The sequence below is a fragment of the Streptomyces sp. NPDC001744 genome (assembly GCF_042892575.1).
Taxonomy (GTDB): domain Bacteria; phylum Actinomycetota; class Actinomycetes; order Streptomycetales; family Streptomycetaceae; genus Streptomyces.
In genome coordinates, this window is sequence record NZ_JBIAUG010000008.1 from 129,204 (window position 1) to 154,829 (window position 25,626).

At 72.8% G+C, this 25,626-nt stretch carries 20 protein-coding genes and 1 tRNA gene; 10 read left to right on the plus strand and 11 right to left on the minus strand.

Annotation, left to right across the window (positions count from 1 at the left end; translation table 11 throughout):
* Positions 1–176: 176 nt before the first annotated feature.
* From ACFYZY_RS12490 to ACFYZY_RS12505, 4 genes are all read right to left on the minus strand, one after another.
* On the minus strand, positions 177–1,151 hold the full coding sequence (locus tag ACFYZY_RS12490; RefSeq protein ID WP_388692676.1) for a ribose-phosphate diphosphokinase: 975 nt from the start codon (positions 1,149–1,151) through the stop codon (positions 177–179).
* 121 nt (positions 1,152–1,272) lie between these two features.
* Positions 1,273–2,718 carry a bifunctional UDP-N-acetylglucosamine diphosphorylase/glucosamine-1-phosphate N-acetyltransferase GlmU gene (glmU, locus tag ACFYZY_RS12495; protein WP_388692678.1) on the minus strand — a complete coding sequence of 482 codons (1,446 nt, stop codon included), beginning with the start codon at positions 2,716–2,718 and terminating at the stop codon, positions 1,273–1,275.
* Between the two features lie 122 nt (positions 2,719–2,840).
* Positions 2,841–2,914: transfer RNA gene (locus ACFYZY_RS12500), tRNA-Gln, on the minus strand.
* Positions 2,900–3,790: a hypothetical protein gene (locus ACFYZY_RS12505; RefSeq protein ID WP_388692680.1), complete on the minus strand. Its 891-nt coding sequence runs from the start codon at positions 3,788–3,790 to the stop codon at positions 2,900–2,902. Before ACFYZY_RS12505 ends, ACFYZY_RS12500 begins: the two co-directional genes overlap by 15 nt.
* Before the next feature lie 129 nt (positions 3,791–3,919).
* Here ACFYZY_RS12505 and ACFYZY_RS12510 point away from each other — a divergent pair, with 129 nt between their 5' ends.
* On the plus strand, positions 3,920–5,254 hold the full coding sequence (locus tag ACFYZY_RS12510; protein WP_388692681.1) for a sensor histidine kinase: 1,335 nt from the start codon (positions 3,920–3,922) through the stop codon (positions 5,252–5,254).
* 171 nt (positions 5,255–5,425) lie between these two features.
* Here the strand turns inward: ACFYZY_RS12510 and ACFYZY_RS12515 are convergent, their stop codons facing one another.
* Together ACFYZY_RS12515 and ACFYZY_RS12520 are read right to left on the minus strand one after the other, a co-directional pair.
* Entirely contained in the window at positions 5,426–5,917 is a 492-nt protein-coding gene (locus tag ACFYZY_RS12515) for an SUKH-3 domain-containing protein (protein ID WP_388692683.1), read from the minus strand.
* Positions 5,918–5,927: 10 nt separating this feature from the next.
* Positions 5,928–6,440 (minus strand): YwqJ-related putative deaminase, encoded by a 513-nt coding sequence (locus tag ACFYZY_RS12520; RefSeq protein WP_388692685.1) that lies wholly within the window; start codon positions 6,438–6,440, stop codon positions 5,928–5,930.
* 271 nt (positions 6,441–6,711) lie between these two features.
* Here ACFYZY_RS12520 and ACFYZY_RS12525 point away from each other — a divergent pair, with 271 nt between their 5' ends.
* The 4 genes from ACFYZY_RS12525 to ACFYZY_RS12540 all read left to right on the plus strand — a co-directional run bounded on the left by ACFYZY_RS12525 (position 6,712) and on the right by ACFYZY_RS12540 (position 13,745).
* A complete protein-coding gene (locus tag ACFYZY_RS12525) occupies positions 6,712–7,710 on the plus strand; it encodes an SMI1/KNR4 family protein (RefSeq protein WP_388692687.1) in 999 nt (332 codons plus the stop codon).
* A 7-nt stretch (positions 7,711–7,717) separates the two neighbouring features.
* Positions 7,718–10,252, plus strand: a complete 2,535-nt coding sequence (locus ACFYZY_RS12530) for an SUKH-4 family immunity protein (protein ID WP_388692689.1) — start codon at positions 7,718–7,720, stop codon at positions 10,250–10,252.
* Positions 10,253–10,378: 126 nt separating this feature from the next.
* Positions 10,379–11,326 carry a cellulose-binding protein gene (locus ACFYZY_RS12535; protein WP_388692691.1) on the plus strand — a complete coding sequence of 316 codons (948 nt, stop codon included), beginning with the start codon at positions 10,379–10,381 and terminating at the stop codon, positions 11,324–11,326.
* A gap of 130 nt (positions 11,327–11,456) precedes the next feature.
* A complete protein-coding gene (locus ACFYZY_RS12540) occupies positions 11,457–13,745 on the plus strand; it encodes an FG-GAP-like repeat-containing protein (protein WP_388692693.1) in 2,289 nt (762 codons plus the stop codon).
* Positions 13,746–13,812: 67 nt separating this feature from the next.
* Here the strand turns inward: ACFYZY_RS12540 and ACFYZY_RS12545 are convergent, their stop codons facing one another.
* Both ACFYZY_RS12545 and ACFYZY_RS12550 read right to left on the minus strand, forming a co-directional pair.
* Positions 13,813–13,992: a hypothetical protein gene (locus ACFYZY_RS12545; protein WP_388692694.1), complete on the minus strand. Its 180-nt coding sequence runs from the start codon at positions 13,990–13,992 to the stop codon at positions 13,813–13,815.
* Between the two features lie 295 nt (positions 13,993–14,287).
* The gene (locus tag ACFYZY_RS12550) at positions 14,288–14,776 is read right to left on the minus strand and encodes an ATP-binding protein (protein WP_388692696.1); all 489 of its coding nucleotides are present in this window, start codon (positions 14,774–14,776) and stop codon (positions 14,288–14,290) included.
* Positions 14,777–14,890: 114 nt separating this feature from the next.
* Here ACFYZY_RS12550 and ACFYZY_RS12555 point away from each other — a divergent pair, with 114 nt between their 5' ends.
* Entirely contained in the window at positions 14,891–15,739 is an 849-nt protein-coding gene (locus ACFYZY_RS12555) for a helix-turn-helix domain-containing protein (RefSeq protein ID WP_388692698.1), read from the plus strand.
* The gene (locus ACFYZY_RS12560) at positions 15,736–15,924 is read left to right on the plus strand and encodes a DUF397 domain-containing protein (protein WP_388692700.1); all 189 of its coding nucleotides are present in this window, start codon (positions 15,736–15,738) and stop codon (positions 15,922–15,924) included. Before ACFYZY_RS12555 ends, ACFYZY_RS12560 begins: the two co-directional genes overlap by 4 nt.
* Before the next feature lie 32 nt (positions 15,925–15,956).
* On the opposite strand, the gene ACFYZY_RS12565 is transcribed toward ACFYZY_RS12560, so the two are convergent.
* A complete protein-coding gene (locus tag ACFYZY_RS12565) occupies positions 15,957–17,513 on the minus strand; it encodes an MFS transporter (protein WP_388692701.1) in 1,557 nt (518 codons plus the stop codon).
* Positions 17,514–17,704: 191 nt separating this feature from the next.
* Here ACFYZY_RS12565 and ACFYZY_RS12570 point away from each other — a divergent pair, with 191 nt between their 5' ends.
* Positions 17,705–18,523 carry an ABC transporter ATP-binding protein gene (locus tag ACFYZY_RS12570; RefSeq protein ID WP_388692703.1) on the plus strand — a complete coding sequence of 273 codons (819 nt, stop codon included), beginning with the start codon at positions 17,705–17,707 and terminating at the stop codon, positions 18,521–18,523.
* Positions 18,520–21,093 carry an ABC transporter permease gene (locus ACFYZY_RS12575; protein ID WP_388692705.1) on the plus strand — a complete coding sequence of 858 codons (2,574 nt, stop codon included), beginning with the start codon at positions 18,520–18,522 and terminating at the stop codon, positions 21,091–21,093. Before ACFYZY_RS12570 ends, ACFYZY_RS12575 begins: the two co-directional genes overlap by 4 nt.
* Before the next feature lie 91 nt (positions 21,094–21,184).
* On the opposite strand, the gene ACFYZY_RS12580 is transcribed toward ACFYZY_RS12575, so the two are convergent.
* Entirely contained in the window at positions 21,185–21,559 is a 375-nt protein-coding gene (locus ACFYZY_RS12580) for a type II toxin-antitoxin system VapC family toxin (protein ID WP_388692707.1), read from the minus strand.
* On the minus strand, positions 21,556–21,822 hold the full coding sequence (locus ACFYZY_RS12585; protein ID WP_388692709.1) for a type II toxin-antitoxin system Phd/YefM family antitoxin: 267 nt from the start codon (positions 21,820–21,822) through the stop codon (positions 21,556–21,558). Before ACFYZY_RS12585 ends, ACFYZY_RS12580 begins: the two co-directional genes overlap by 4 nt.
* Positions 21,823–22,065: 243 nt before the next feature.
* Here ACFYZY_RS12585 and mfd point away from each other — a divergent pair, with 243 nt between their 5' ends.
* A complete protein-coding gene (gene mfd / locus ACFYZY_RS12590) occupies positions 22,066–25,596 on the plus strand; it encodes a transcription-repair coupling factor (RefSeq protein WP_388692711.1) in 3,531 nt (1,176 codons plus the stop codon).
* The last annotated feature ends 30 nt before the right edge of the window (positions 25,597–25,626 follow it).

The following is a 25,626-nucleotide window of genomic DNA, read 5'->3' on the forward strand; positions in this document are numbered from 1 at the left end:
GCTACGAAGAGCGCGTCGATAACGGACCGCCATGACCCCTACGGGTACGGCCTCCCTCGCCGAGCAACTCCGGCAGTCTACCCGCCGCCACCGGACCGCCCAAATGGATCAGACCGGGACGTGCGGAAGGGCCGCCCCCCACCCGGGGGACGGCCCTTCCGCGACGTGCTTCCGGCTCAGTGCTCCTCGAAGAGGCTCGTCACCGAACCGTCCTCGAAGACCTCGCGCACCGCGCGCGCGATCGTCGGCGCGATCGAGAGCACCGTGATCTTGTCCAGCTCCAGACCGCCCGGCACCGGCAGCGTGTCCGTGAACACGAACTCGCTCACCTTCGAGTTCTTCAGCCGGTCGGCGGCGGGACCCGACAGGATGCCGTGCGTGGCCGTCACGATGACGTCCTCGGCGCCGTGCGCGAAGAGCGCGTCGGCGGCGGCGCAGATCGTGCCGCCCGTGTCGACCATGTCGTCCACCAGGACGCACACGCGGCCCTTCACGTCACCGACGACCTCGTGCACGGTCACCTGGTTCGCGACGTCCTTGTCGCGCCGCTTGTGCACGATCGCCAGCGGCGCGTCCAGCCGGTCGCACCAGCGGTCGGCGACCCGCACGCGGCCCGCGTCCGGGGAGACGATCGTCAGCTTGGAGCGGTCGACCTTGGCACCCACGTAGTCCGCCAGCACCGGCAGCGCCGACAGGTGGTCCACCGGGCCGTCGAAGAAGCCCTGGATCTGGTCCGTGTGCAGGTCCACCGTCAGGATCCGGTGCGCCCCCGCCGTCTTCAGCAGGTCCGCCACCAGACGCGCCGAGATCGGCTCGCGACCCCGGTGCTTCTTGTCCTGGCGGGCGTACCCGTACGACGGGATGATCACGGTGATGCTCCGGGCGGAGGCCCGCTTCAGGGCGTCGATCATGATCAGCTGCTCCATGATCCACTTGTTGATCGGAGCCGTGTGGCTCTGGATCAGGAAGCAGTCCGCGCCGCGCGCCGACTCCTGGAAGCGGACGTAGATCTCACCGTTGGCGAAGTCGAACGCCTTGGTGGGAACGAGGCCGACACCCAGCTGGTGCGCGACCTCCTCGGCCAGTTCGGGGTGGGCGCGGCCGGAGAAGAGCATCAGCTTCTTCTCGCCGGTCGTCTTGATCCCGGTCACAGCACTGTCTCCTCAGACGTGTTCTCTGGCCGCGGTCCCCGCGCTTCCGGGCGCGTGAGCGAACCAGCCGAATTTGTGTGCACGTATCACGGTACGCCGAGTTCGACGCACTCGTTTCCGGTCAGCTTTCGCCGGCGGACCCCTCCGAGGCGGCCTGGGCGGCCTGCGCGGCGGCGCTCCCGGGACGCTTCCGGGCCACCCAGCCCTCGATATTCCGCTGCTGGCCGCGGGCCACGGCCAGGGCGCCGGACGGCACGTCCTTGGTGATCACGGACCCGGCGGCGGTGTAGGCGCCGTCCCCGATCGTGACCGGAGCCACAAACATGTTGTCCGATCCGGTCTTGCAGTGGGACCCGATCGTCGTGTGGTGCTTGGCCTCGCCGTCGTAGTTCACGAAGACACTGGCCGCACCGATGTTCGAGTACTCGCCGATCGTCGCGTCCCCCACGTACGACAGGTGGGGGACCTTCGTGCCCTCCCCGATCGTCGCGTTCTTCATCTCGACGTACGTACCCGCCTTGGCCTTCGCGCCCAGGTTCGTGCCCGGACGCAGGTACGCGTACGGACCCACCGAGGCGCCGTCCCCGACCGTGGCCGAATCCGCCACCGTGTTGTCCACCCGGGCGCCCCGGCCGACCCGGGTGTCCTTCAGGCGCGTGTTCGGACCCACCACCGCGTCCTCGCCCACGTGGGTGGCGCCCAGCAGCTGCGTACCGGGCAGCACCACCGCGTCCGGCTCGAACGTCACCGTCACGTCCACGAACACCGACGCGGGGTCCACCACCGTCACGCCCGCCAGCATGGCCCGCTCCAGGAGCCGGCGGTTCAGCAGGCCACGGGCCTCCGCGAGCTGCACCCGGTTGTTGATGCCCAGGATCTCGCGGTGGTCGGCGGCCACCGAGGCGCCGACCCGGTGCCCGGCCTCGCGCAGGATCGACAGCACGTCGGTGAGGTACTCCTCGCCCTGGCTGTTGTCGGTCCGCACCCGGCCCAGCGCCTCGGCGAGCAGCTTCCCGTCGAACGCGAAGACGCCCGAGTTGATCTCCCTGATCGCGCGCTGCGCCTCGGAGGCGTCCTTGTGCTCGACGATCTCGGTCACCGCTCCCGAGGCGTCCCGCACGATCCGCCCGTAACCGGTGGAGTCCGGCACCTCGGCGCTCAGCACGGTGACGGCGTTCCCGTCGGCCGCGTGGGCGTCCACCAGGGCGCGCAGGGTCTCCCCGGACAGCAGGGGGGTGTCGCCGCAGACGACCACGACGGTTCCCCCGGGCGCCTCGCCCAGCTCCTCCAGGGCCGTCCGCACCGCGTGCCCGGTGCCCTTCTGCTCCTCCTGGACGGCGGTCCGGGTCCCGGCGTAGTGCTCCTCCAGGTGACCCCGCACCAGCTCCCGGGCGTGCCCGACGACCACGACGAGGTGCTCGGGCTCCAACTCGCGGGCTGCGGACACGACATGCCCGACGAGCGAACGCCCGGCGATCTCGTGCAGGACCTTGGGGGTCTTCGACTTCATGCGGGTGCCCTCACCCGCTGCGAGGACGACGACGGCTGCCGGGCGATTGGCGCTCAAGGGATTGCCCTTCGGCTTTGGGTGGTGGACGCACGAAGGATACCGGGGGGTCGGGGGGCGGACATGAGTGCGGGTCCTGACCGTGGAGGTCAGGACCCGAACAGAGGTCTTGTCTACTGCTGCTCCCCCGCAAGGATTCGAACCTTGACCTGCCAAGACCAAAACTTGGTGTGCTGCCGGGTTACACCACGGGGGACCGGTGCGTCAGACCATACCGGAGAGGCGTCTTTGCTTCGGCCACGATTCCCTTCCACCACCCTTCGACGCGGCGGTACAAGTCCGCACCGTCCAGGATCCGGACCACGAGGCAGCCGTGATAGCCGATGTCTACGTTCTTCCGGTTGGTCCGGGGATTGTGGCGCTTGATGGTCGCCTTGTTGAAGGTCGACGGGTCGACGCCGATGAGCGCACCCCAATACCGCTCGGCCCCGGTCGCGTCCGCGGTCTCGTGGATCATCACGTAGTGCCTGCGGCGCTCGGGTTCGACCCCGAGGAGGTCGAGCCAGGCGATGAAGACCCGGATCATGCCGGGGTCGCTGTTCACGAACACCACGCGTTCCCGGCGGGCGTACGGCTTGTCCTTCGCGCCTTCCGCCCAGTAGAGCCCCACGCCCAGCAGGAAGAGCTCGCGCTCCGACAGGGCTCCGATCTCCTCGGCGGCCGTGCGCTTGGCGGCCTCCCGTTCCTCCTCGCGCCGCCGCAGGGTCGCCGCCCACCCCCGCCGGGCGATCTCGGACGCCTCCTCCGGGGTCCGCTTCCGTTCCGGCTTCGGCAGGTCCCGGACCCACAGCGAGATCGAGCTCTTCGAGCAGCCCGGTTCGACCTGGATCCGGTCGTACGTCCAGCCCTCCAGGCGCAGCTCCCGGGCGCGGGCGCGGAGGTCGTCCTTGGCGTTCGGGCGCCTGGTCCACTCCGGCGGGGGCTCGCCTTCGAGGAGGCGGTTGAGGATGTCGTTGTTGTCGACGTGGAGGCGGTCCCGGATCTGGCGGCGGCTGAGGCCTTCGCGGCGGAGGGCGGTCGCCTGCTCACGCAGGTTCTCGAAGTCCGCGTACTTGCTCGTGGCGGATGTCATGCGAACACCGTCGTCCGGAATGCGGACGTCCAGGTCGAAAACCCTGCCGATTCAACAGTTCGAGGGACTGGTGTTCACGGCGTTGACGTGGGGCGTGTCGGGGCGGAGGCCGCCCGTAGGGTGGTGGGCATGACCGCAACGGGGGCAGAACGGGACGCCACGGGCGTCGGGAGCAGGTGGTGGGAGAGACGGCGCGGCGCCGTCCTGGACGTCGGACTCGCCGTGGTGTCCGCGCTGGAGTGCGGGCTCGAGGGGGTCGGGTTCGCGGAGAAGGCGGGGACGCCCGTGCCCCTCGGGGTGGTCTTCGGGCTGCTCGTCGGCTCCGTGCTGGTCGTGCGCCGGCGCAGGCCCGTCGCCGTCGTCCTCGTCTCGGTCGCCGTCGCGCCCGCCGAGATGGGCTTCCTGATGGGGATCGTCGGGCTGTACACGCTCGCCGCCTCCGACGTGCCGCGCCGGGTCACCGCCCTCCTGGCCGGGATGTCCACGACGGCCGTGTTCGTCGTGACGGTGACCGGGCTGCGGCAGGACATCGCCGGGGCCGGCGCCGAGCAGGGGGACTTCGATCCGGCCGGCTGGTACGTGCCGGTCACGGCGCTCCTGGTGACCCTCGGGCTCAACGCGCCTCCGCTCCTCCTCGGCCTCTACATAGGGGCGCGGCGCCGGCTCATGGAGAGCCTGCGGGAGCGGGCCGACAGTCTGGAGCAGGAGTTGTCGCTGCTCGCCGACCGGGCCGAGGAGCGGGCCCAGTGGGCGCGGCAGGAGGAGCGGACGCGGATCGCCCGCGAGATGCACGACGTGGTGGCGCACCGGGTGTCGCTGATGGTGGTGCACGCGGCGGCGCTCCAGGCGGTGGCGCTGAAGGACCCGCAGAAGGCGGTGAGGAACGCGGCGCTCGTCGGTGACATGGGCCGGCAGGCGCTGACGGAGCTGCGGGAGATGCTGGGCGTGCTGAGGGAGGGGGCCGTTCCGGCCGGTCCGGCGGCGGTGCCGCTGGCGGCGGTCGGGCGGGCCGCCGCGGCGGCGGCGGAGGCCGCGGCGGAGGACGGGCCGCGCCTGGACGCGCTGGACGCGCTGTGCGAGCAGTCGCGGCTCGCGGGGACGGCCGTGGAGTTCGTGGTGACGGGGGAGGTGCGCGGGTATCCGCCGGAGGTGGAGCGGACGGCGTACCGGGTGGTGCAGGAGGCGCTGACCAACGTCCACAAGCACGCGGCGGGTGCCGGGGTCGTGGTGCGTCTGGCCCACCGGGAGGCGGAGGTCGCGATGCAGGTGGAGAACGGTCCGTGTCCGTCGGACGCGGGGGGCGCCGACGTGCGGCTGCCGAGCGGGGGGAACGGGCTCGTGGGGATGCGGGAGCGGGTGTCCCGGCTGGGCGGGGTGTTCGTGTCGGGGCCGACGGACGCGGGGGGCTTCAAGGTGTCGGCGGTCCTGCCGGCCGCTTCCGGCGGCGGCGCGGCCGCCTCGTAGTCCTTGCCGGTGCGGCTCGCCCTTCCGGCGCGGCCCCGGTGCGGATGCGCTCCCTGCGCGATTCCGCTCCCGTGCGACTTCGCTCCCTGTGCGGCTCCGCTCCCCGCGCGACCCCGTCTGCCGTACGGCTCCGTACTCCGCGAGGTCACGCCCCGCGAGGCCGCGCCCCCGTCAGCCCGCCGTCAGGCGGGTCGGCCGCGCCCCCGTGACCAGCGTCGACAGGGCCGCGTCGATGTCCTTGCCGAGGTACCAGTCGCCCGCGTGGTCGAGGCTGTAGACGCGGCCCTCCGCGTCCATCGCCAGGACGGCCTGGTGGTCGCCCTCCTCGCCGAGGGGGGCGAGTTCCGTCTCCAGGGCGCGGCCGAGGTCGGCGAGGGTGCGGGAGAGGTGGAGGCCGGCGAGCGGGTCGAAGCGCACGGCGGCGGGCGCTATCTGCCGGCCGTGGCCGGGGGCGGTGATCCGCAGGCCGCCGAACTCGGCCCACGCCTCGACGGCGGCGGGGAAGACGTGGTGGCGGTGCCCGGTGGGGGAGACGTGGGCACGCAGGGCGTCGGCCCACTCTTCGGCGCGTTTGATGTCCCAGCGGCCGGGCTGCCAGCCGGCCTCGCGGAGTGCGGCGTCGACGTTGACCGGGAAGCGGGTGGTGCTGAGGTGGTCGGGCATGGGGGTGCGGTCAGCCGTTCTCGACAGGCGTGGTGGGGTCGACGGCGCGGACGCCGAAGTGGGCGAGCATCGCCGTGCAGGAGCGGCAGGGCGGGGCGTAGCTCCCGTGCAGGGGGTCGCCGTCCTCGCGGATGTGCCGGGCGGTGAGCTTGGCGTGGCGGAGGGAGCGGCGGGCCTCGCCGTTGGTGAGCGGTTTGCGGCGGCCGCGCTTGGAGCGTCCGCCGTCGACGGCGGTGAGGTGCCGGGAGAGCAGGATGGCCTCGGGGCAGCGTCCGGTGAACCGTTCTCGCTGGCCGGCGGTGAGGGTGTCCAGGAAGTCCTGGACGAGGGGGTGCAGTACGGGGGGCCGGTCGCCGCGGCTCGCGGTGCCGGTGAGTGTCTCCCCGCGTACGGAGAGTGCCGCTCCGACGGTGGGGAGGATTCCGTCGCGGCGGTGGAGCAGCGAGGGCGCGCGGGTGGCTTCCGCGCTGCTGCTCCAGTTGAGGCGTGGGTCACCCTGTGTGGGCGTGGTCGCTGTGCGCATGGTGCTGGTCTTCCCCTCCTGCAATCCCCCGAGTTGCGTGGACAGCCTGCCAAATAGGGAGCCATATGGGGAAGCTGGGGCGGCCGAACGTGTCGTCGGTGTGTCGGAATCATGGGGCGCCTGTCATGGATCCGTGACGGGTGGTGACCGCCGGATCGGGCCGGTCCGGGCTCTTGTGGCACCGCATAGGCTGTGCGGCATCAGTCGGCGGTGGTCAGTGCCCCGGCTGTCGATAGCAGCAGTCAGCGACGCCATGCAGGGGGCAACCGCCATGACGACAGGTCGGCTCGGGCAGGACACCGCGCCACCGAACGCGGCCTATGCCGGGCAGGTCGTGCACTTCCCGGACCCGGTCCGTGCTTCCCGGCATCCCCGGGGGGTGCGGGTGGACGCGCGCGGGTATCCGGATTTCTCGCCGTACGCGCGCGCGGCGGCGGAGATCGCGGATCCGCCGGAGGGTTTCGGTGTCGACGAGCTGCGTCTGACGGACTACGTGTCGGCGAACGCGGCGATGGCGGCGACCGGTCATGAGCTGTGGGACACGATTCCGCCGGTGGCGACGCCGCACGGCTGGACCTGGCACCACGTGGCGGGCGGCCGGCGGATGGAGCTGGTGCCGGTCGAGGTGAAGGCGTTGCTGCGGCACCACGGCGGGATCGCGACGGCGGCCGTGGACCACGGGAAGCGCGGGACGCGTCCGCTCCAGGAGACGCGGCCGGCGCACTTCGGGCTGCCGAAGGGGCACGTGGCGGTGTCGGAGCAGCAGCTCCAGGGGGTCGAGGAGGACCTGGGCTTCCGGCTTCCGGGGGCGTACCGCTCGTTCCTGAAGGCGGCGGGCGGGTGTGCTCCGGTGGGGGTGGCGCTCGACGCGGAGCTGGGGCTCCTGGTGGACCAGCCGTTCTTCACGGTGCGGGAGGAGGCCGGGGTCAACGATCTCGTCTACGTGAACAAGTGCCTCCGTGACCACCTGACGAAGGACTACCTGGGCGTGGCGTTCGTGCAGGGCGGTCTGATCGCCCTGAAGGTGCGGGGTGACGCGGTGGGTTCGGTGTGGTTCTGCGCGTACGACGACGCGCGGGACGCCGGTGAGGTGGCGGCCGGCTGGACGGTGAACGAGCGGGTGGCGCGGTTGCTGCTGCCCTGTGGCGCGGACTTCGACGCGTTCCTCCAGCGGCTCGTGGGCAATCCGCCGGAGCTGGAGACGGTGGCGAACCTGATGGTGGACGGCGGCTTCGCGCGCGCCGTGCCCGTGGTCCCGGTGGGGGAGTGAGCTGGCTGTGGTGACGTTCGCACAGGCGCAGGAGCGCGCCGAGGAGTGGATCAACGGCGATCTGCCGGGCTATCAGCACCGTGAGGTGCGGGTGCGGGAGTTCGGGCTGGGGTTCGTGGTGTGGGCGGAGGACCGCGAGGGCGGTCCGACGTCGGACGGCGGGCGCCAGCGGCTCGTGATCGCGCGGGACAGCGGTGAGGCGACGTTGTGGCCGGGGCTGCCGGTGGGTGAGGTGATCCGGCGGTACGAGGAGGAGTACGGGTCGGCGGACGAGGTGCCGGCCCAGGCGGCGGTGCCCGCGGCCCGGATCGATCTGAACCAGACGTCGTTCCTGCTGACTCCGCCGGAGTGGCTGCAGGACGCGGCGGACAAGATCGGGCTGCCGAGGGAGGAGTCGCACGCGTCGCAGGAGAGCGCGAGCGCGTCGGGGGCGGTGGACGACGTGTCGGACGCGGTGGAGCCGGTGGCGTCCTCGGCGTCTTCTGCTTCTTCTGGGTCCTTCGCTTCCTCCGACGCGACGGGGGCTTCGGACGGGGCGGGGGTGCCCGGGGGCGTGCCGGGGGCCGTGTCCGCTCCCGCGTCCGGTGCTGCTTCCCCTTCCCCTTCCCCTTCCCCTTCTGCTTCTGCTTCCGATGAGGACGGGTACGAGCCGACCGCGATGGACGGGGTTCCGGCGGAGGCGCCCGTGCCGCCGCCGGCGTTCTCCGTCCCGCCGCCCCCGCCCGCGTCCGCCGACAGTCCGTGGGCCGACGCGAACGCGAGTTCCGGTGGCGTGGACGGGGCGGTGCCGCTGCCCGCTACCGTCTTCGCGCCGCCGTTGTCGGGTGCGGACGACGAGGACGCCCCGCCGCCGTCGGTGGGCGCCGACGCGCCGACGGCCCTGATGAAGGGGGGCAGCGCGCTGCCCCCGACCGCCATCGCGCCCCGGCTCGACCCGGCCGCGCCGCCGGTGCCGGACCACTCGCTGTCGTCCCCGCCCGCCTCCTCCTTCGCGCCGTCCCCGCCCGTTCCGGGCGTCCCGCCGCTTCCGCCTCCGCCCGCGCCCCGGTCGCCGGGAGCCGAGGACATCGCGGACGCCGTGACGGGCAAGGCCCCGCTGCCTCCGGAGAGCGGTCGCGGTCCGGGCGTCCCGCCGCCCCCGCCGGGCATCCCGGGCACGCCGGGTCCGGCGGGTCCGGCTTCGGGTGCCGGCGCGTACGTCCCGACGCGGCTGGTGCCCCAGCTCGGTCCCGACGCGCCCCAGCCGCCCGGCCCGCCGCCCGCGCCCGCCCCGCCGGGTCCCGTGACGCCGCCGCAGCCCGTGCACCACGCGGCGACGATGCTGGCGCACCCGGGCCCGTCCGGCCCGGGGGCCCCGCCGCCCCCGCCCCCGCCGCCGGGCGTGCCCGGTACGCCTCCGGGCGGCATCGCGCAGGCGGCGACGATGCTGGCGCACCCCGGCCCGTCCGGTCCGGCCGGTCCGCCGCCCCCGCCCGCCCCGGCGCCGCCGGTGGGCGGGCACACGCCCCCGCCCGCACCGGGGCCGGGGCCGGTGCCTCCCGCGTACGGGTATCCGCAGCAGCCGTCCGGGCAGCCGACGGTCGGCCCCGGCTACCAGGCGGTGCTGCGCTACCGGGCGCCCGACGGTTCCGAGGCGCAGATCATCCGGCGTTCGGCGCCGGGCACCCCGCACCCGGAGTGGCAGATCCTGCACGAGCTGCGCGCGATGAACGTGCCGCCGCAGCAGGTCCTGGAGCTGCACACGGAGCTGGAGTCCTGCGAGCTGCCGGGCGGCTACTGCGCGCGGATGATCCGGGAGACGTGGCCGCAGGCGCGGATCACGAGCATCGCCCCGTACGGGCGTGATCACGCGGGCCGGCAGCAGGGCATGCGGCAGCTCCTGACCCATCAGGGCGAGCTGCACCAGGTCGCGGACGGTCCGGCGCGGCCCGCTCCGGTGCGGGCGCCGCTGCCGCCGGTGCAGCCGTTGCCGCCGGTGCCGCCGGAGGCGGTCGCGCAGGAGCTGGCCGGGGCGTTCGGTCCGGGCATCCTCCGGTTCGACCAGCGGGCGGTGTCCCGGCAGGGCGTGCCGGAGCTGGTGGCGCGCACGCTGGTGTGGGCGGGGCTCCCGGCGGACTTCGGTCCGTTCTTCTGGGCGCAGCCCGCGGTGCCGGTGGTGCCGACGCTGGCCGAGCTGGCGGCGCAGCGGCAGGTGCCGGCGGCGCCGGACGCGAGTTCGTACCTGGTGCTCGGTTCGGACTTCGGGCGGGCGCTGTGCGTCCAGTACGGGACCGCGCACATCGTGGCGGTGCCGGTGGAGGCCGGTCCGGGCGGGCAGTCGGTGCCGCCGCAGTTCGTGAACACGGGGCTTCCGGAGTTCACGCGGTCGATGGCGCTGCTCGGGCGGATGTGGCGGCTGCGGTTCGGGCTCAATCCGGAGCAGGCGGGCCGTTGGACGGTCGACTTCCAGGCGCAGCTGGCGATGCTGGACCCGGCGGCGCTGGCGTCGCCGGAGAACTGGTGGTCGGTCCTGCTGGAGCAGATGTGGGACGGGTTGCTGTAGGGCCGTCCTGACGGAAATTGAACAGGATGTGATGAAAGGCGCTCGACGTGCGTGCACGTTGGGTGCCTTTTGTCCGTTCTTATGAAGCATCCTGGACGTTCGGGCCACAGGGAAGGGACATCAGGGATGAGTTTCGCTGTCGGACGAGGGCGGGGGTACCGCCCCGAGCAGGTCGACCGCTTCTTCGCCGTGCTCTCCGGGGAACGCGACGCCGCCCTGGAGCGGGTGGAACGGCTCGCCGCCCTCGTGGAGGAACGGGAGGCGGAGCTCGTCCGGCTCCGCGAGACCGCCGAGGCGCTGCCGCCGCAGCGGTACGAGTCGCTGGGCGAGGCGGCGCGGAAGATCCTGGAGCTCGCGGAGCAGGAGGACGAGAGGCTCGTCCGCGCCGCCGAGGCCGACGCGCAGGCCCTCGCGGAGGCGGCCGACACGGCCGCCCGGGAGACGACGGAATCGGCGCGGGCGTACGCGGAGGGCGTGCGGGAGGCGGCGGACACGCGGGCCCGCGCGGTCCTGGAGTCGGCCCGCGAGCGGGCGGGGAAGCTGGCGGCGGAGGCGCGCCGGGAGGCCGAGGAGCTGCGGGAGGCGGCGCGGGAGGCGTTCGAGGAGACCGAGCGGCGCGCGGCGGAACTCCTGGCGGAGCAGCGGGCCGGGCAGAAGAAGCTGCGGGAGCAGACCGAGCACGAGGAGCAGGCGCGTGCGGCCGCGCAGGAGGCGCGGCACGAGGCGATGTTCGCCCGCGCGGAGGGCGGGCTCGCGGAGGCGCGGAGGTTCCTGGCGAAGACCGAGGAGGAGGCCAGGCACGGCCAGGAGGACGCGGAGGCGAAGGCGGCGGAGCTGCTCACCGAGGCCCGTCTGGCGGCCGAGCGGATCGAACGCGCCACGGAACGGGTCCTGCGGGAGCACGAGGAGGCGCGGGACGAGATCCACTCCCACATGGAGCACATCCGCAACTCGCTGGCGGCGCTGACGGGGAAGCCGTCGGCCCCGGAGCCGGCGGCGGAGCCCGGTCCGGACGGGACCAAGCAGGCCGAGCAGGCCCAGGACGGCGGCTCCCGCGCCGACGGGAAGGGCTGACCCCGGGGGCCGGCTCCCCGTCCCCTCCCAGGAGGCGCAGGACGGGCGGGAAGCGCGGCGGTGACCGGTGCGCACCGGTCACCGCCGCGCTTCCGGTAGCCTCCCGTCTCCCAGGGGAGGGAACGCCCACTTGAACAACGAACGCATGAGCGGCCGCCGTCTCGCAGCCGTGACCGTCGCCGTCGTCCTCGCCGCCACCGGCGGCACGCTCACCGCGCTCCCGGCCGCGGCCGCCGCGCCGGCCGCCGCGCAGGAGGACCCGCGGCAGACCACCACCGTGCCGTTCCCGCGCGGCGCGGACGTCGTCGGCGCGGGCCCCGGCGGCTTCCTGTCGAAGAAGCGCGGCAGCACGCCCGAGTTCCGCTGGACGTGGTACGCGGACGGTTCTTCGGTCGTGCTGCCCGGGGCCACCGATGCCTCCGCCGGCGGTACTTCGGACCTCGTCGTCACCGTCGACCGGTCCGCCCCGGTCGCGGGCCGGGTGCTGCGGGTCTACGACCTGTCGAAGCCCGCCACGGCCCCGCCGGCCCCGCAGGAGGTGAACCTCGACGCGCTCGGCGGCGGCTACTTCTTCGAGGTCCTGGCCGGCGACACCCTGCTTCTCGGGCGCTACGAGGTGGATAAAACCATCAAGCAGTACGCCGCCACGCTCGACGGCGGTGCGCCGAAGCCCAGGCATCTGACTGGAGCGCCCGGATTCGAGTGCTACGAGGGCGAGGAGGGCTGGACCGACGGCGTTTCCGTGCTCTACGAGTGCCAGTTCGACCAGGTGGGGCTGAACGCCAAGGTCCTCGTCGACCCGGCGACGGGGGCCACGGCCACGTACACGCAGAGCCAGGACCAGTGGGCCCGGCCGGGAGCCGTCTCGGCCACGCACGTGGCCTGGCGTGAGGCGCGGATGGTGGGGAGCGAGTCCGTCCACGGGATCGTCGCCCACCGGCGCGGCGAGTCCGGCGAGCGGTGGTTCCCGGCGGACGCCGACCTGACCGACCCGGTGTACCTGGTCGGCGGCTGGGTGGCGTCCGGGCAGAAGGTCCCCATCGAGGCGTCCACCTACGTCGACGGCGGGAACAACCCGACGAAGCGGCCGTTCACCGTCCGGTCCGTCGCGACGGGTGAGGAGGCCGTCCTCCTCACCGCGTTCTCCTCCGCCGTCCCCGGTCCCGGCGGCAGCCTCCTGGTGCGCGGCGGCACCCCCGAGCACGGGGAGGGCCTCTACCGGGTCTCGCCCCGGGCCGACGGCGGACGCCCGGACGTCGAACCGGTCGCGTCCACCGGGCAGTCGACCATCGTGGCCCTCACCGGTTCCGCCACCCCGAAGACGCTCACCGGCGAACAGGTCGCGCGAGGGGTCGACTTCGCCTGGGACCTGTCCCGGGCGGACAGCAAGGTGTGGCTGACACTGACCCATGTCCGCAGCGGGGCGACCGTGTACGACGGGTGGTCCGTCCCGTACGGCGTCGACGGCATGCCGCGCCGGATCACCTGGCACTGGGACGGCAAGGACCTGGAGAGCCCGGGCTGGGACCGTCCCGCCCGCAACGGCGCGTACGAGTGGAAGCTCACCGCCCGCCCGGACGAGGGCATCGGCCCCGACCTGGTCGCCACCGGCCGGTTCACCGTGACCCGCCCCGCCGCCCCGCACGACTACGACGACGACGGCACGGCCGACCTCTTCGTCCGGGACACCGGCGGCGCGCTGTGGCGCTTCGGCACGCGGCCCACCACTCCGGGCGGTTCCCCCGCGGAGGCCGGTGGCACACGGGCCGGCGTCGGCTGGGGCGTCTACGACCGGATCGAAGCCACCGGGAACATCGCGGGCTCGGCCGCACCCGATGCCGTCGCCCGGGACCGCGACGGCGTCCTCTGGCTCTACCAGGGCACCGGCGACCGGGACAATCCGCTCGCGGCCCGTACGAAGGTCGGCGTCGGCTGGCAGGCGTACGACCGGCTGGCGGGCGGCAGCGACCTGACCGGCGACGGCCGGCCGGACCTGGTCGCCACCGACAAGGCGGGCGACCTGTACCTCTACAAGGGCACGGGCTCGTCCACCGCCCCCTTCGAGGCGCGCAGGAAGATCGGCGTCGGCTGGGGGATCTACAACGAGCTGGCCGCCACCGGCAACCTCGCCGGAGGCCCGGCCGGCGACCTCCTCGCCCGGGACAAGGCGGGTGTGCTCTGGCTCTACCTCGGCAAGGGCGACGGCACCTTCGCCGCCCGTACCAGGGTGGGCGGCGGGTGGGGCTCCTTCACCGGACTCACCGCCGTCGGCGACGCCAACGGCGACGGGTACGCCGACCTGATCGCCTCGAACGGCGCCGAGACCTTCTACGCGGGCACTGGCAGCTGGTCGGCCCCCTTCAAGAGCGGGGTGCCGGTGTCCCTGACGCAGGACGTGTCCTACAACAGCGTCTTCTGACCCGGGCCCCTCAGGGCCCGGACCGGGGGCCGTCCGGGCGGGGACGTGTACGACCGGCGGCCCCCGGTCAGCTGTTGCCGCAGGAGTTGCACGGCCACGCGGTCTGCCGGACGCACTGGCCGTTGTCGTCGTATTCGTAGATGACGCTCTTCTGGCCCGAGCAGGTCTTCGTGTTGCCGGGGTTCCCCGGAAGGGGATCAGGGAGCTGTCGTCCGCAGGAGATGCGCTGATCCTGCTGGTGTCCCATAGGGGTACTCCTCCACCTGGGCCTGGGTGGGTCTCCAGTTCGTTCGGCAGCCGGTGCAGCGCCAGCTCCAGGAGTCCGGGACGTCCGGACGCATGCAGGTGGTGTCTTTCCAGAGCATCGGCCTGTCGGGGCACTGCGGGCATGACGGAGGCTTGGGCATCGGTCGTCTCCTTCGGCTCGGACCCAGCCTGGTGCGCCGGCCGGGGAATCACCGTGCTGGTCGGCCGTGGTCACCCGTACGAGCGACGGGCCGTCCGTGCACGTTCCCGCAACGCCGTCTTCCGGCTCGGGCTCCTCAGCCGAGGACGCACTCCGCCCACACCGTCTTCCCCGGTGCTCCGAGTCGTGGGCACCAGCCCCAGCGGTCGGCGAGTCCGTCGACGAGCAGCAGCCCCCGGCCCCCGTCCGCGAGTTCCGGACCGGGGCCGGGGAGCCGTCCGGGCCGGGGCGGCACGCGCTCGGCGCGGGTGTCGCTCACCTCGATCCGTGCGACGGGCCGGGGACGCTCCGCGACCCGCAGCAGCAGGTGGAAGTCCCGCCCCGGCACGTGCCCGTGCCGCACCGCGTTCGCCGTCAGCTCGGCGGCGACCAGGACGACGGTCTCGTGCGCCCCGGTCCCGTAGGGGACGCCCCACTCGTCCAGCCGGACGGCGACCAGCCGACGGGCGAGCCGGGCGCCCCGGGCGGTCGAGGTGAAACGCAGGCCGAAAGTCCTGTTGTTCAAGTATGGGGACGCGGCCATGAGTTGAGTGGTGACCGTGGAGTTGCCGTTGTTGCTCGTCATGCCTGCCAAGATCCCCCCGGTGGCGTAGCGTGACCAGTGGTGACGCACCGACGCCGCTTGCTTGTACGTGGCGGTAACGGCACTGGTACGAGGCAGTGGTGAGAGGCGGGTGGGATGTTGGAGGAACAGTCTGAACGGGCGGGCGCGGCGCCGCTTCCAGGGGCCGGCCAAGGCATCGCGGTGGCATTCGGGAAGACCCTGAAGACGCTGCGGACGAGGGCGGGACTGGAGCGGGAGGAGCTGGGCAGGCGGCTCGGTTATTCGGCCTCGACCATCGCTTCATTCGAACAGGGTCGGAGGATTCCGTCATCGCGCACGGTCGAACAGACGGATGACGCCTTGAGTGCCGACGGACTGCTCTCGGTGTGGAAGGGGCAGTTGGAGAAAGCCCAGTATCCGGCAGGCTTCCAGGGCTTGGTAGAGCTGGAGAAGACGGCGATCGAACTCCTCCATTACGACAAGTTCCTGGTCAGCGGTCTGCTGCAGACCGAGGAGTACATGCGGGCGTTGTTCGCGATGCGCCGTCCCCTCTTGGATTCGGAGACCGTGGAGCGGCGGGTGACGTCCCGGCTGGCTCGCCAGAGCGCCGTTTTCGGTCGGCGTCCCGAACCGCTCAGCAGCTTCGTCCTGGACGAGACGGTGCTGCGGCAGCGGTACGGCGGCAAACAGGTCCTGCGCGGACAGCTCGAACACCTGCTCCTGATCGGGCAACAGCCGCACATCGACATTCAGGTCATGCCGCTCGAATGCGAGGAGAACGCCGGCATGGGCGGTCCTTTCACGATCGCCACGCGGAAGGACGGCAAGCAGTTCCTCTACTTCGAGGCGACGCACCAGATGACGCTGGTGAACGAACCGGAGAACGCTACCGTAGCCGCCGTGCGTTATGGGGTCATCCGCTCACAGGCTCTCGCCCCTCGAGAGTCGCTTGAGTTCATCGAGAAGTTGCTGGGAGAGCTATGAACACCACGGAATCCCTCGCCTGGTTCAAGAGCAGCTACAGCGGTGGCGACGGCGGCCAGTGCGTCGAGGTCGCCGCCGGCGCGGGAGCCGTGCACGTCCGTGACTCCAAGGACGTGGCCCGGCCGGCCCTCCGGGTCTCGCGCGACGCGTGGGCCGGGTTCGTCGGGCTTGCCTCGGCGGAGTAGTACAGCCCTCGCCTGTACGCGCGCGTACGCGCTCACTCCTCGTGCCCCGCCGCCTCCTTCAGCACCGGGAAGCGGCGGGGCGCGAGGGTGAGCAGGACCAGGAGGGCGAGGGCGGCCGCGGCCGCCGCGCCCAGGTGGACGTAGTCCACCGCCGCGTCGACCGCGCGCCGCATCGTGTCCGCCGTCGCGGCCGGCAGGGACCCGGGGGAGTCCAGGGCGCGGGTCAGCGCGTCCAGGTCGCCGTCGCGGCCGAGGCGGGCGGCGAGGACGCCGTTGGCGACCGCGCCGAAGACGGCCGCGCCGACGCTCTGGCCGACCTGGCGGCAGAAGAGGACGGACGCGGTGGTCGTGCCCCGTTCCCCGTAGGGGACGGTCGACTGGACGCCGACGATCAGCGGCAGCTGGAAGAGGCCGAGGGCGGCGCCGAGGAGCAGCATGAGCAGCGCGGGCTGCCAGGGTTCCCCGGGGAACGGCAGCAGGGGGAAGGCGAGCAGGACGAGGAGCGCGCCGGAGATGCCGAGGACCGCGGTGAGCCGGAAGCCGATGCGGGTGTAGACCCGGTTCGAGAGCGCCGCGCTGACGGGCCAGCTCAGGGTCATCACCGACAGGACGAACCCGGCCGCGATCGGTCCCAGGCCCAGGACGGTCTGGGCGTACGTGGGCAGGAAGACGGTCGGGGCGACCATGAGCAGGCCGAGGGCGCCCAGGGCCAGGTTGACGGCGGCGATCGTGCGGCGGCGCCAGACCCAGCCGGGGATGATCGGCTCGGCCGCGCGCCGTTCCACGAGGACGGTCACGGCGCCGAGGGCGACCGCGCCGCCGAGGAGGGCGAGGGACGGTGCCGAGAGCCAGGGCCAGGCGACGCCGCCCTGGACGAGGGCGGTGAGGAGCAGGGCGCCGGTCGCGAAGACGCAGAGGGCGCCGGCCCAGTCGATCCGTACGCGCGCGCGGGGCGCGGTGCGGGCCGGTTCCACCAGGTGCCGGTGGATCAGCCACAGGGCGACCAGGCCGACGGGCAGGTTGATCAGGAAGATCCAGCGCCAGTCGGCGTAGCCCGCGAGGAGGCCGCCGGCGGCCGGGCCCGCGACCGAGGAGGCGGCCCAGACGGAGGAGAGCCTGGCCTGGATCTTCGGGCGCTCCTCCAGCGGGTACAGGTCGGCGGCGATCGTCTGGATCGTGCCCTGGAGGGCGCCGCCGCCGAGGCCCTGGACGACCCGGAAGGCGATGAGGGACGCCATGCTCCAGGCGGTCGCGCACAGCAGGGAGCCGATCAGGAAGAGGACGACGCCGGCGACGAGGACCGGTTTGCGGCCGAAGGTGTCGCTGAGCTTCCCGTACACCGGCAGGGTGACGGTGACGGCGAGCAGGTAGCCGGAGAACAGCCAGGAGAAGACGGCGAGTCCGCCGAGGTCCCCGACGATCTGGGGGACGGCGGTGGAGACGATCGTGCCGTCGACGGCGGCGAGCCCCATCCCGAGCATGAGGGCGGCGACGACGGGTCCCCGGCGTTCCGCGCGGCCGGGCGCCGCGGCCGGTCCGGCGGACGCCGCGGGGGGCGTTCCGGCCGGTGACGTGGAGGGCTCGGACACGGCGGATTTCCTTTCTTCGTACACCTAAATGCTCGCGGGACAGCGTGCCACTCGCCCTGCGGGTGGAGAAGCCCCTAGGGGTTCCTCCCCCATAAGGGCCAGGGGCCGTTCGTACCGGTGGAGGAGGAGAAGTCCCTTCCCCGTTCCTTAAGTTGAACTTACAAACCCACCGCCTCCCCGAGGAGAGAAACGTGACCACGGCTGTGACCACCCCCCGGCACGGGGGCAAGGGAGGGAGTACGGCCGTCGCCGCGCGGGCGCGTCAGGTCGTCAAGGCGTACGGCACGGGGGAGACCCGGGTCGTCGCGCTCGACTCCGTCGACGTCGACATCGCCCGAGGGCGGTTCACCGCGATCATGGGGCCCTCGGGCTCCGGCAAGTCCACCCTGATGCACTGCCTCGCCGGGCTCGACACGGTGACCAGCGGGCAGATCTTCCTGGACGAGACCGAGATCACCGGCCTCAAGGACAAGAAGCTCACCCAGCTCCGCCGGGACCGGATCGGCTTCGTCTTCCAGGCGTTCAACCTGCTGCCGACCCTGAGCGCGATCGAGAACATCACGCTCCCGATGGACATCGCCGGCCGCAGGCCGGACGCCGACTGGCTGCGCCGGGTCGTGGACACCGTCGGCCTGTCCGACCGGCTGAAGCACCGGCCGAACCAGCTCTCCGGCGGGCAGCAGCAGCGCGTGGCCGTGGCCCGCGCGCTCGCCGCCCGGCCCGAGATCATCTTCGGGGACGAGCCGACCGGCAACCTCGACTCGCGGGCCGGCGCGGAGGTCCTGGGCTTCCTGCGCACCTCGGTGGACGAGCTGGGGCAGACGATCGTCATGGTCACCCACGACCCGGTCGCCGCCTCCTACGCCGACCGCGTCCTCTACCTCGCGGACGGGCGGATCGTGGACGAGATGGAGCGGCCCACCGCCGAGGCCGTCCTCGACCGCATGCGCCTCTTTCCCGGGGGGAACCCCCGGACCCCCGACTCCGACGCGCGAGGGCGGACCTCGTGACCGTCCTCAAGACCTCGCTGCGCAACGTCCTCGCCCACAAGGGCCGCATGGCGCTCTCCGCCGTCGCCGTCCTCCTCTCCGTCGCCTTCGCCGCCGGGACCCTCGTGTTCACGGACACGATGAACACGACGTTCGACAAGCTCTTCGCCACCACCGCCTCCGACGTCACCGTCAGCCCCGGAGGGGCGGGGCCCGACACCGGGATGCCGGAGACCGGCCGGCCCGAGACCCTTCCCGCCTCCCTCCTCGAACGGGTCAGGAGGACCGGGGGCGTCCAGGCCGCGCAGGGCGCGGTCACCTCGCTGGGCGTCACCGTCGTGGACGCGGGGAACAAGAACGTCGGCCCGACCGGCGGCGCTCCGACGATCGCCGTCAACTGGACGCCGAACGAGCTGCGTTCGGTGGAGATGGCGTCCGGCCACGAGCCGCGCGGCCCCACCGACGTCGTCGTGGACGGCGCCACCGCCGAGAAGCACGGCCTGAAGCCCGGCGACGCGCTGCGGACCATCTCCGTCACCGGTGACTTCACCGCCCGGATCTCCGGCATCGTCGACTTCAAGGTCACCAACCCCGGCGCCACCGTCGTCTACTTCGACACCGCCACCGCCCAGCGCGAACTGCTCGGCCGCGAAGGGCTCTTCACCCAGATCATGGTCGACGCGAAGCCCGGGGTGAGCGACGACGCCCTCAAGGCGGACCTCGCCGCCGCCCTCGGCAAGGGCTACAAGCTCCAGACGGCCGCCGAGACCGCCGACGCGGGCCGCGAGGAGATGGCGGGCTTCCTCGACGTCATCCGGTACGCGATGCTCGGTTTCGCCGGGATCGCCTTCCTCGTCGGCGTCTTCCTCATCGTCAACACCTTCTCCATGCTGGTCGCCCAGCGCACCCGGGAGATCGGCCTCATGCGGGCCATCGGGTCGAGCCGCCGCCAGGTGAACCGTTCCGTCCTGATCGAGGCGCTGCTCCTCGGCCTGGTCGGGTCGGTCGCCGGAGTCGCCGCCGGCGTCGGCCTCGCCGTGGGCCTGATGAAGCTGATGTCCGCCGTGGGCATGGAGCTGTCCACCGGCGACCTCACCGTGAAGTGGACGACCCCGGTCGCCGGTCTCGCCCTCGGCACCGTCGTCACCGTCCTCGCCGCCTACGTCCCGGCCCGCCGCGCGGGCCGGATCTCCCCGATGGCCGCCCTCCGCGACGCGGGCACCCCCGCCGACGGCAGGGCCGGCCGGGTGCGGGCCGTGCTCGGCCTCGTCCTCACGGCCGCCGGAGCCGCCGCCCTCGTGGCCGCCGCCCGTGCCGAGGAGGCCGCCCCCGGATCCGCCTGGCTCGGCCTCGGCGTCGTCCTCTCCCTCCTCGGCTTCGTCGTCGTCGGCCCGCTCCTCGCGGGCGGGGTGGTCCGCGTCCTCGGCGTCGTCGTCCTGCGGGCCTTCGGACCGGTCGGCCGGATGGCCGAGCGCAACGCCCTGCGCAACCCGCGCCGCACCGGCGCCACCGGCGCCGCCCTGATGATCGGCCTCGCGCTCGTCGCCTGCCTGTCGGTGGTCGGCTCCTCCATGGTCGCCTCCGCCACGCAGGAGCTGGACCGCTCGGTCGGCGCCGACTTCATCGTCCGGTCGGGCACCGGTCAGCCGATCGTGCCGCAGGCGCAGGCCGCGCTGGAGAAGGTCCCCGGCATCGACCACGTCACCGAGTACAGGTGGCTCGACGTCACCGTCACCGACCCGCGCGGGAAGAAGGCCGAACAGGGCCTGGCCGCCGCCGACCCGACGTACGCGCGGGACCTGCGCCGGGAGACCACCGCCGGGCGCCTCGCGGACGCCTACGGGCCGGACGCCATGTCCGTCGGCAGCGACTACGCCGCCGAGCACGGCGTGAAGGTCGGCGACGTCCTGACCGTCGCCTTCGAGGGCGGGAAGCCCGCGAGGCTCAGGGTCGCGGCGATCACGGCCGACACCGGCAACGTCGACAAGGGGGTGATGTACACCAACGTCACCACCGCCGCCCGGTACCTGCCCGCCGACCGGATGCCGCAGAGCCTGCTCCTCTTCGCCGGCGCGAAGGACGGCCAGGAGGCACGGGCCTACCAGGCCCTCAAGGACGCCCTCGCGCCGTACCCGCAGTACAAGGTCAGCAACCAGGCCGACTACAAGGAGGAACTCCAGGACCAGGTGGGACAGTTGCTCAACATCGTGTACGGGCTCCTCGCCCTGGCGATCGTCGTCGCGGTCCTCGGCGTCGTGAACACCCTGGCCCTGTCGGTGGTCGAGCGCACCCGGGAGATCGGCCTCATGCGGGCCGTCGGCCTCTCCCGCCGCCAGCTCCGCCGCATGATCCGCCTGGAGTCCGTGGTCATCGCCCTCTTCGGCGCCCTCCTCGGTCTCGGCCTGGGCATGGGCTGGGGCACCGCCGCCCAGAAGCTCCTGGCCCTGGAGGGCCTGGGCGTCCTGGACATCCCCTGGCCGACCATCCTGGCCGTCTTCGCCGGCTCGGCCCTCGTGGGCCTCCTCGCGGCCCTGGTCCCGGCGTTCCGGGCGGGCCGGATGAACGTCCTGAACGCGATCGCGAGCGAGTGACCCCTCCGGGGGAACGGGTACGGCCCCGGTGCGCGCGCACCGGGGCCGTACGGCTGTCCGGACCACCGCCCGGGACCGCTGCCCGGACCGCTCAGACGGTGAGGACGGGCACGTCGTAGAGGGGGATGCGCTTGTCCCGGGTCACGAGCGTGAGCCCCTCGGCCTGGGCCTGGGCGATCAGTATCCGGTCGAAGGGGTCGCGGTGGTGGGGCGGGAGGCGGCCGGCGCGGATGCCGTGCGGCCCGGTGACCGGGAGCGGCTTGAGCTGGCAGCCGCGTGCCAGCTCCGGCAGCTCGGCCGGTCCGTCGAGCTTGCCGAGGGCCTGCTTGACGGAGAGCTCCCAGGGGGTGACGGCGCTGACGTAGGCGTGCTCCTCCGTGTCGAGCAGGTCCTTGACGTCGTCGGAGAGTTGCGGGGAGTCGAGCAGCCACCAGATGACGACGTGCGTGTCGGCCAGCAACTTCACTCCGCGTCGCCTTCCCGGTCGAGCCCGAACGCCTCGGCGAAGCCGGGGTCGTCGGAGACGTCGTCGAAGTCGTCGTGGAGGACGACGGGTGCGGTGAGGGAGCCCCGGGCCGTGCGCCGGACCTTCCCGTGGAGCGGGATCACCTTCGCGACCGGTTCCCCGGACTTGCTGATGATCACCTCCTGGCCGGTCGCGACCGCCTCCAGGATCTTGGAGAAGTGGGTCTTCGCCTCGTGGACGTTGTACTGCCGGGCTGCTTCCATCGCGGCCTCTCACGGCTAGGAGGAGCAAGGGTGGACTAAGCGGTGGACTAAGCTTATCCGTGCGGACACCCCCGATCCAGCCGCGTCACCCTCCCGGGTGGCACGGTTCCTTCGGGCGAGTGACGGCGGCACGTCGTACGCTGGGGACGACCGGGCCGGACGCGCCCGGGACCACCCGGCCCGTGCGACGTGCCGGGCCGTTCGCGTTGCCCGCCCCCGTCACCCCCCCGGATGGAAAGCTTCATGAGCCTGCACGGCCTGCTCGATGTAGTCGTCAAGGACGCGGCCCTCGCGGAGGCGGTGAAGGCCGCCGCCGACGGGAACCGCCCGCACGTGGACCTGATCGGCCCGGCGGCGGCACGGCCCTTCGCCGTCGCCGCGCTCGCCAGGGACGCGGGACGGCCGGTGCTCGCGGTGACCGCGACCGGCCGGGAGGCCGAGGACCTGGCCGCCGCGCTGCGCTCGCTCCTCGACCCCGACACGGTCGCCGAGTACCCCTCCTGGGAGACCCTGCCGCACGAGCGCCTCTCGCCCCGCTCCGACACCGTCGGCCGCCGCCTCGCCGTGCTGCGCCGCCTCGCGCACCCCAGGGACGACGACCCGGCCGCCGGCCCGGTCGCCGTGGTCGTCGCCCCCGTGCGCTCGGTGCTCCAGCCTCAGGTCAAGGGGCTGGGCGACCTGGAGCCCGTGGCCCTGAGGTCCGGGCAGACGGCGGACCTGAACGAGGTCGTGGAGGGCCTGGCGGCCGCCGCGTACTCCCGGGTGGAACTGGTCGAGAAGCGCGGCGAGTTCGCCGTGCGCGGCGGCATCCTGGACGTCTTCCCGCCCACCGAGGAACACCCGCTCCGGATCGAGTTCTGGGGCGACGACGTCGAGGAGATCCGTTACTTCAAGGTGGCCGACCAGCGGTCCCTGGAGATCGCCGAGCACGGCCTGTGGGCGCCGCCCTGCCGCGAACTGCTGCTCACCGACTCCGTGCGGGAGCGGGCGGCGGCCCTCGCCGAACAGCACCCGGAGCTGGGCGAACTCCTCGACAAGATCGCGCAGGGCATCGCGGTCGAGGGCATGGAGTCCCTGGCGCCGGTCCTCGTGGACGAGATGGAGCTGCTGCTCGACGTCCTGCCGGAGGGCTCCATGACCGTGGTCTGCGACCCCGAGCGGGTGCGGACCCGGGCGGCGGACCTGGTGGCGACCAGCCAGGAGTTCCTGCAGGCGTCCTGGGCGGCCACCGCCGGCGGCGGAGAGGCCCCCATCGACGTCGGCGCGGCCTCCCTGTGGGGGATCGCGGACGTCCGGGACCGGGCGCGCGAGCTGGGCATGCCCTGGTGGACGGTGTCGCCGTTCGCGGCCGACGAGGAGCTGTCCGGCGACGTCCTCACCCTGGGGATGCGCGCCCCCGAGTCGTACCGGGGCGACACCGCCCGCGCGCTCGCGGACACCAAGGGCTGGCTGGCCGACGGCTGGCGCGCGGTGTACGTGACGGAGGCCCACGGCACGGCGTCCCGCACGGTCGAGGTCCTCGGCGGCGAGGGCATCGCCGCCCGCCTGGTCCCCGACCTCACCTCCCTCTCGCCCTCGGTCGTCCACGTGGCCCGCGGCTCCGTCGACCACGGCTTCGTCGACCCGGTGCTGAAGCTGGCCGTGCTCACCGAGACCGACCTGTCCGGGCAGAAGGCGGCCGGCAAGGACGGGCAGCGGATGCCCGCCAAGCGGCGCAAGACGATCGACCCGCTGACCCTGGAGGCCGGCGACTACATCGTGCACGAGCAGCACGGCGTCGGCCGGTACCTGGAGATGGTCCAGCGGACCGTGCAGGGCGCCACCCGCGAGTACCTGCTCGTCGAGTACGCGCCCGCCAAGCGCGGCCAGCCCGGCGACCGGCTCTACATCCCGACCGACCAGCTGGAGCAGGTCACCAAGTACGTGGGGGGCGAGGCGCCGACCCTGCACCGGCTCGGCGGCGCGGACTGGACGAAGACGAAGGCGCGCGCCAAGAAGGCCGTCAAGGAGATCGCCGCCGACCTGATCAAGCTGTACTCGGCGCGGATGGCGGCCCCCGGCCACGCCTTCGGCCCCGACACCCCCTGGCAGCGGGAGCTGGAGGACGCCTTCCCGTACGTGGAGACGCCCGACCAGCTCTCCACCATCGCCGAGGTGAAGGAGGACATGGAGAAGACCGTCCCCATGGACCGCCTGATCTGCGGCGACGTCGGCTACGGCAAGACGGAGATCGCGGTCCGGGCGGCCTTCAAGGCGGTCCAGGACGGCAAGCAGGTCGCGGTCCTGGTGCCGACGACGCTGCTCGTGCAGCAGCACTTCGGGACCTTCTCCGAGCGGTACGCGCAGTTCCCGGTGAAGGTGCGGGCGCTGTCCCGCTTCCAGTCGGAGAGCGAGTCGAAGGCGACCCTGGAGGGGCTGCGGGACGGTTCGGTGGACGTCGTCATCGGCACCCACCGCCTCTTCTCCTCGGAGACGAGGTTCAAGGACCTGGGCCTGGTCATCGTGGACGAGGAGCAGCGGTTCGGCGTCGAGCACAAGGAGCAGCTGAAGAAGCTCCGGGCCAACGTGGACGTGCTCACCATGTCCGCCACCCCCATCCCCCGCACCCTGGAGATGGCGGTCACCGGCATCCGCGAGATGTCCACGATCACCACCCCGCCGGAGGAGCGCCACCCGGTCCTCACCTTCGTCGGACCGTACGAGGAGAAGCAGATCGGCGCCGCGATCCGGCGCGAACTCCTGCGCGAGGGCCAGGTCTTCTACATCCACAACCGGGTCGACTCCATCGACCGGGCGGCGGCCCGGCTGCGCGAGATCGTGCCCGAGGCGCGGATCGCGACCGCCCACGGCCAGATGTCGGAACAGGCCCTGGAGCAGGTCGTGGTCGACTTCTGGGAGAAGAGGTTCGACGTGCTCGTCTCCACGACGATCGTGGAGTCCGGCATCGACATCTCCAACGCCAACACCCTCATCGTCGAGCGCGGCGACAACTTCGGGCTGTCGCAGCTCCACCAGCTGCGCGGCCGGGTCGGGCGCGGCCGGGAGCGCGGCTACGCGTACTTCCTGTACCCGCCGGAGAAGCCGCTGACGGAGACCGCGCACGAGCGGCTCGCGACGATCGCCCAGCACACCGAGATGGGCGCGGGCATGTACGTGGCGATGAAGGACCTGGAGATCCGGGGCGCGGGCAACCTGCTCGGCGGCGAGCAGTCCGGCCACATCGCGGGCGTCGGCTTCGACCTGTACGTGCGGATGGTCGGCGAGGCGGTCGCGGACTACCGGGCGCAGATGGAGGGCGGCGCGGAGGAGGAGGCCCCGCCGGAGGTCAAGATCGAGCTGCCGGTCGACGCGCACGTGCCGCACGACTACGCGCCGGGCGAGCGGCTGCGCCTCCAGGCGTACCGGGCGATCGCCTCCGCGACCTCGGAGGAGGACATCAGGGCGGTGCGGGAGGAGCTGACCGACCGCTACGGCAAGCTGCCCGAGCCGGTCGAGAACCTGCTCCTGGTGGCGGGCCTGCGGATGCTGGCCCGCGCCTGCGGGGTCGGCGAGATCGTCCTCCAGGGCCAGAACGTCCGCTTCGCCCCGGTGGAGCTGCGGGAGTCCCAGGAGCTGCGGCTCAAGCGCCTGCACCCGCGCGCGGTCCTCAAGCCGGCCGCCCACCAGGTCCTGGTCCCGCGCCCGACGGCGGGCAGGATCGGCGGGAAGCCGGTGGTGGGTCGCGAACTGCTCGCGTGGACGGGGGAGTTCCTGACGACGATCCTGGGGTCCTGACGCGGATGGGTAGTGGTCGGTTCCGGGGAA

What these genes read in the sequence shown, in the direction of transcription:
- ACFYZY_RS12515 (WP_388692683.1), bottom strand. Translation starts at nt 5,917, where the DNA reads ATGCCCGACCACCTCAGCACCACCCGCTTCCCGGTCAACGTCGACGCC.
- ACFYZY_RS12545 (WP_388692694.1), bottom strand. Translation starts at nt 13,992, where the DNA reads ATGGGACACCAGCAGGATCAGCGCATCTCCTGCGGACGACAGCTCCCT.
- mfd (WP_388692711.1), top strand. Translation starts at nt 22,066, where the DNA reads ATGAGCCTGCACGGCCTGCTCGATGTAGTCGTCAAGGACGCGGCCCTC.
- ACFYZY_RS12555 (WP_388692698.1), top strand. Translation starts at nt 14,891, where the DNA reads ATGTTGGAGGAACAGTCTGAACGGGCGGGCGCGGCGCCGCTTCCAGGG.
- ACFYZY_RS12560 (WP_388692700.1), top strand. Translation starts at nt 15,736, where the DNA reads ATGAACACCACGGAATCCCTCGCCTGGTTCAAGAGCAGCTACAGCGGT.
- ACFYZY_RS12585 (WP_388692709.1), bottom strand. Translation starts at nt 21,822, where the DNA reads ATGGAAGCAGCCCGGCAGTACAACGTCCACGAGGCGAAGACCCACTTC.
- ACFYZY_RS12550 (WP_388692696.1), bottom strand. Translation starts at nt 14,776, where the DNA reads ATGACGAGCAACAACGGCAACTCCACGGTCACCACTCAACTCATGGCC.
- ACFYZY_RS12535 (WP_388692691.1), top strand. Translation starts at nt 10,379, where the DNA reads ATGAGTTTCGCTGTCGGACGAGGGCGGGGGTACCGCCCCGAGCAGGTC.
- ACFYZY_RS12505 (WP_388692680.1), bottom strand. Translation starts at nt 3,790, where the DNA reads ATGACATCCGCCACGAGCAAGTACGCGGACTTCGAGAACCTGCGTGAG.
- ACFYZY_RS12525 (WP_388692687.1), top strand. Translation starts at nt 6,712, where the DNA reads ATGACGACAGGTCGGCTCGGGCAGGACACCGCGCCACCGAACGCGGCC.
- ACFYZY_RS12510 (WP_388692681.1), top strand. Translation starts at nt 3,920, where the DNA reads ATGACCGCAACGGGGGCAGAACGGGACGCCACGGGCGTCGGGAGCAGG.
- ACFYZY_RS12520 (WP_388692685.1), bottom strand. Translation starts at nt 6,440, where the DNA reads ATGCGCACAGCGACCACGCCCACACAGGGTGACCCACGCCTCAACTGG.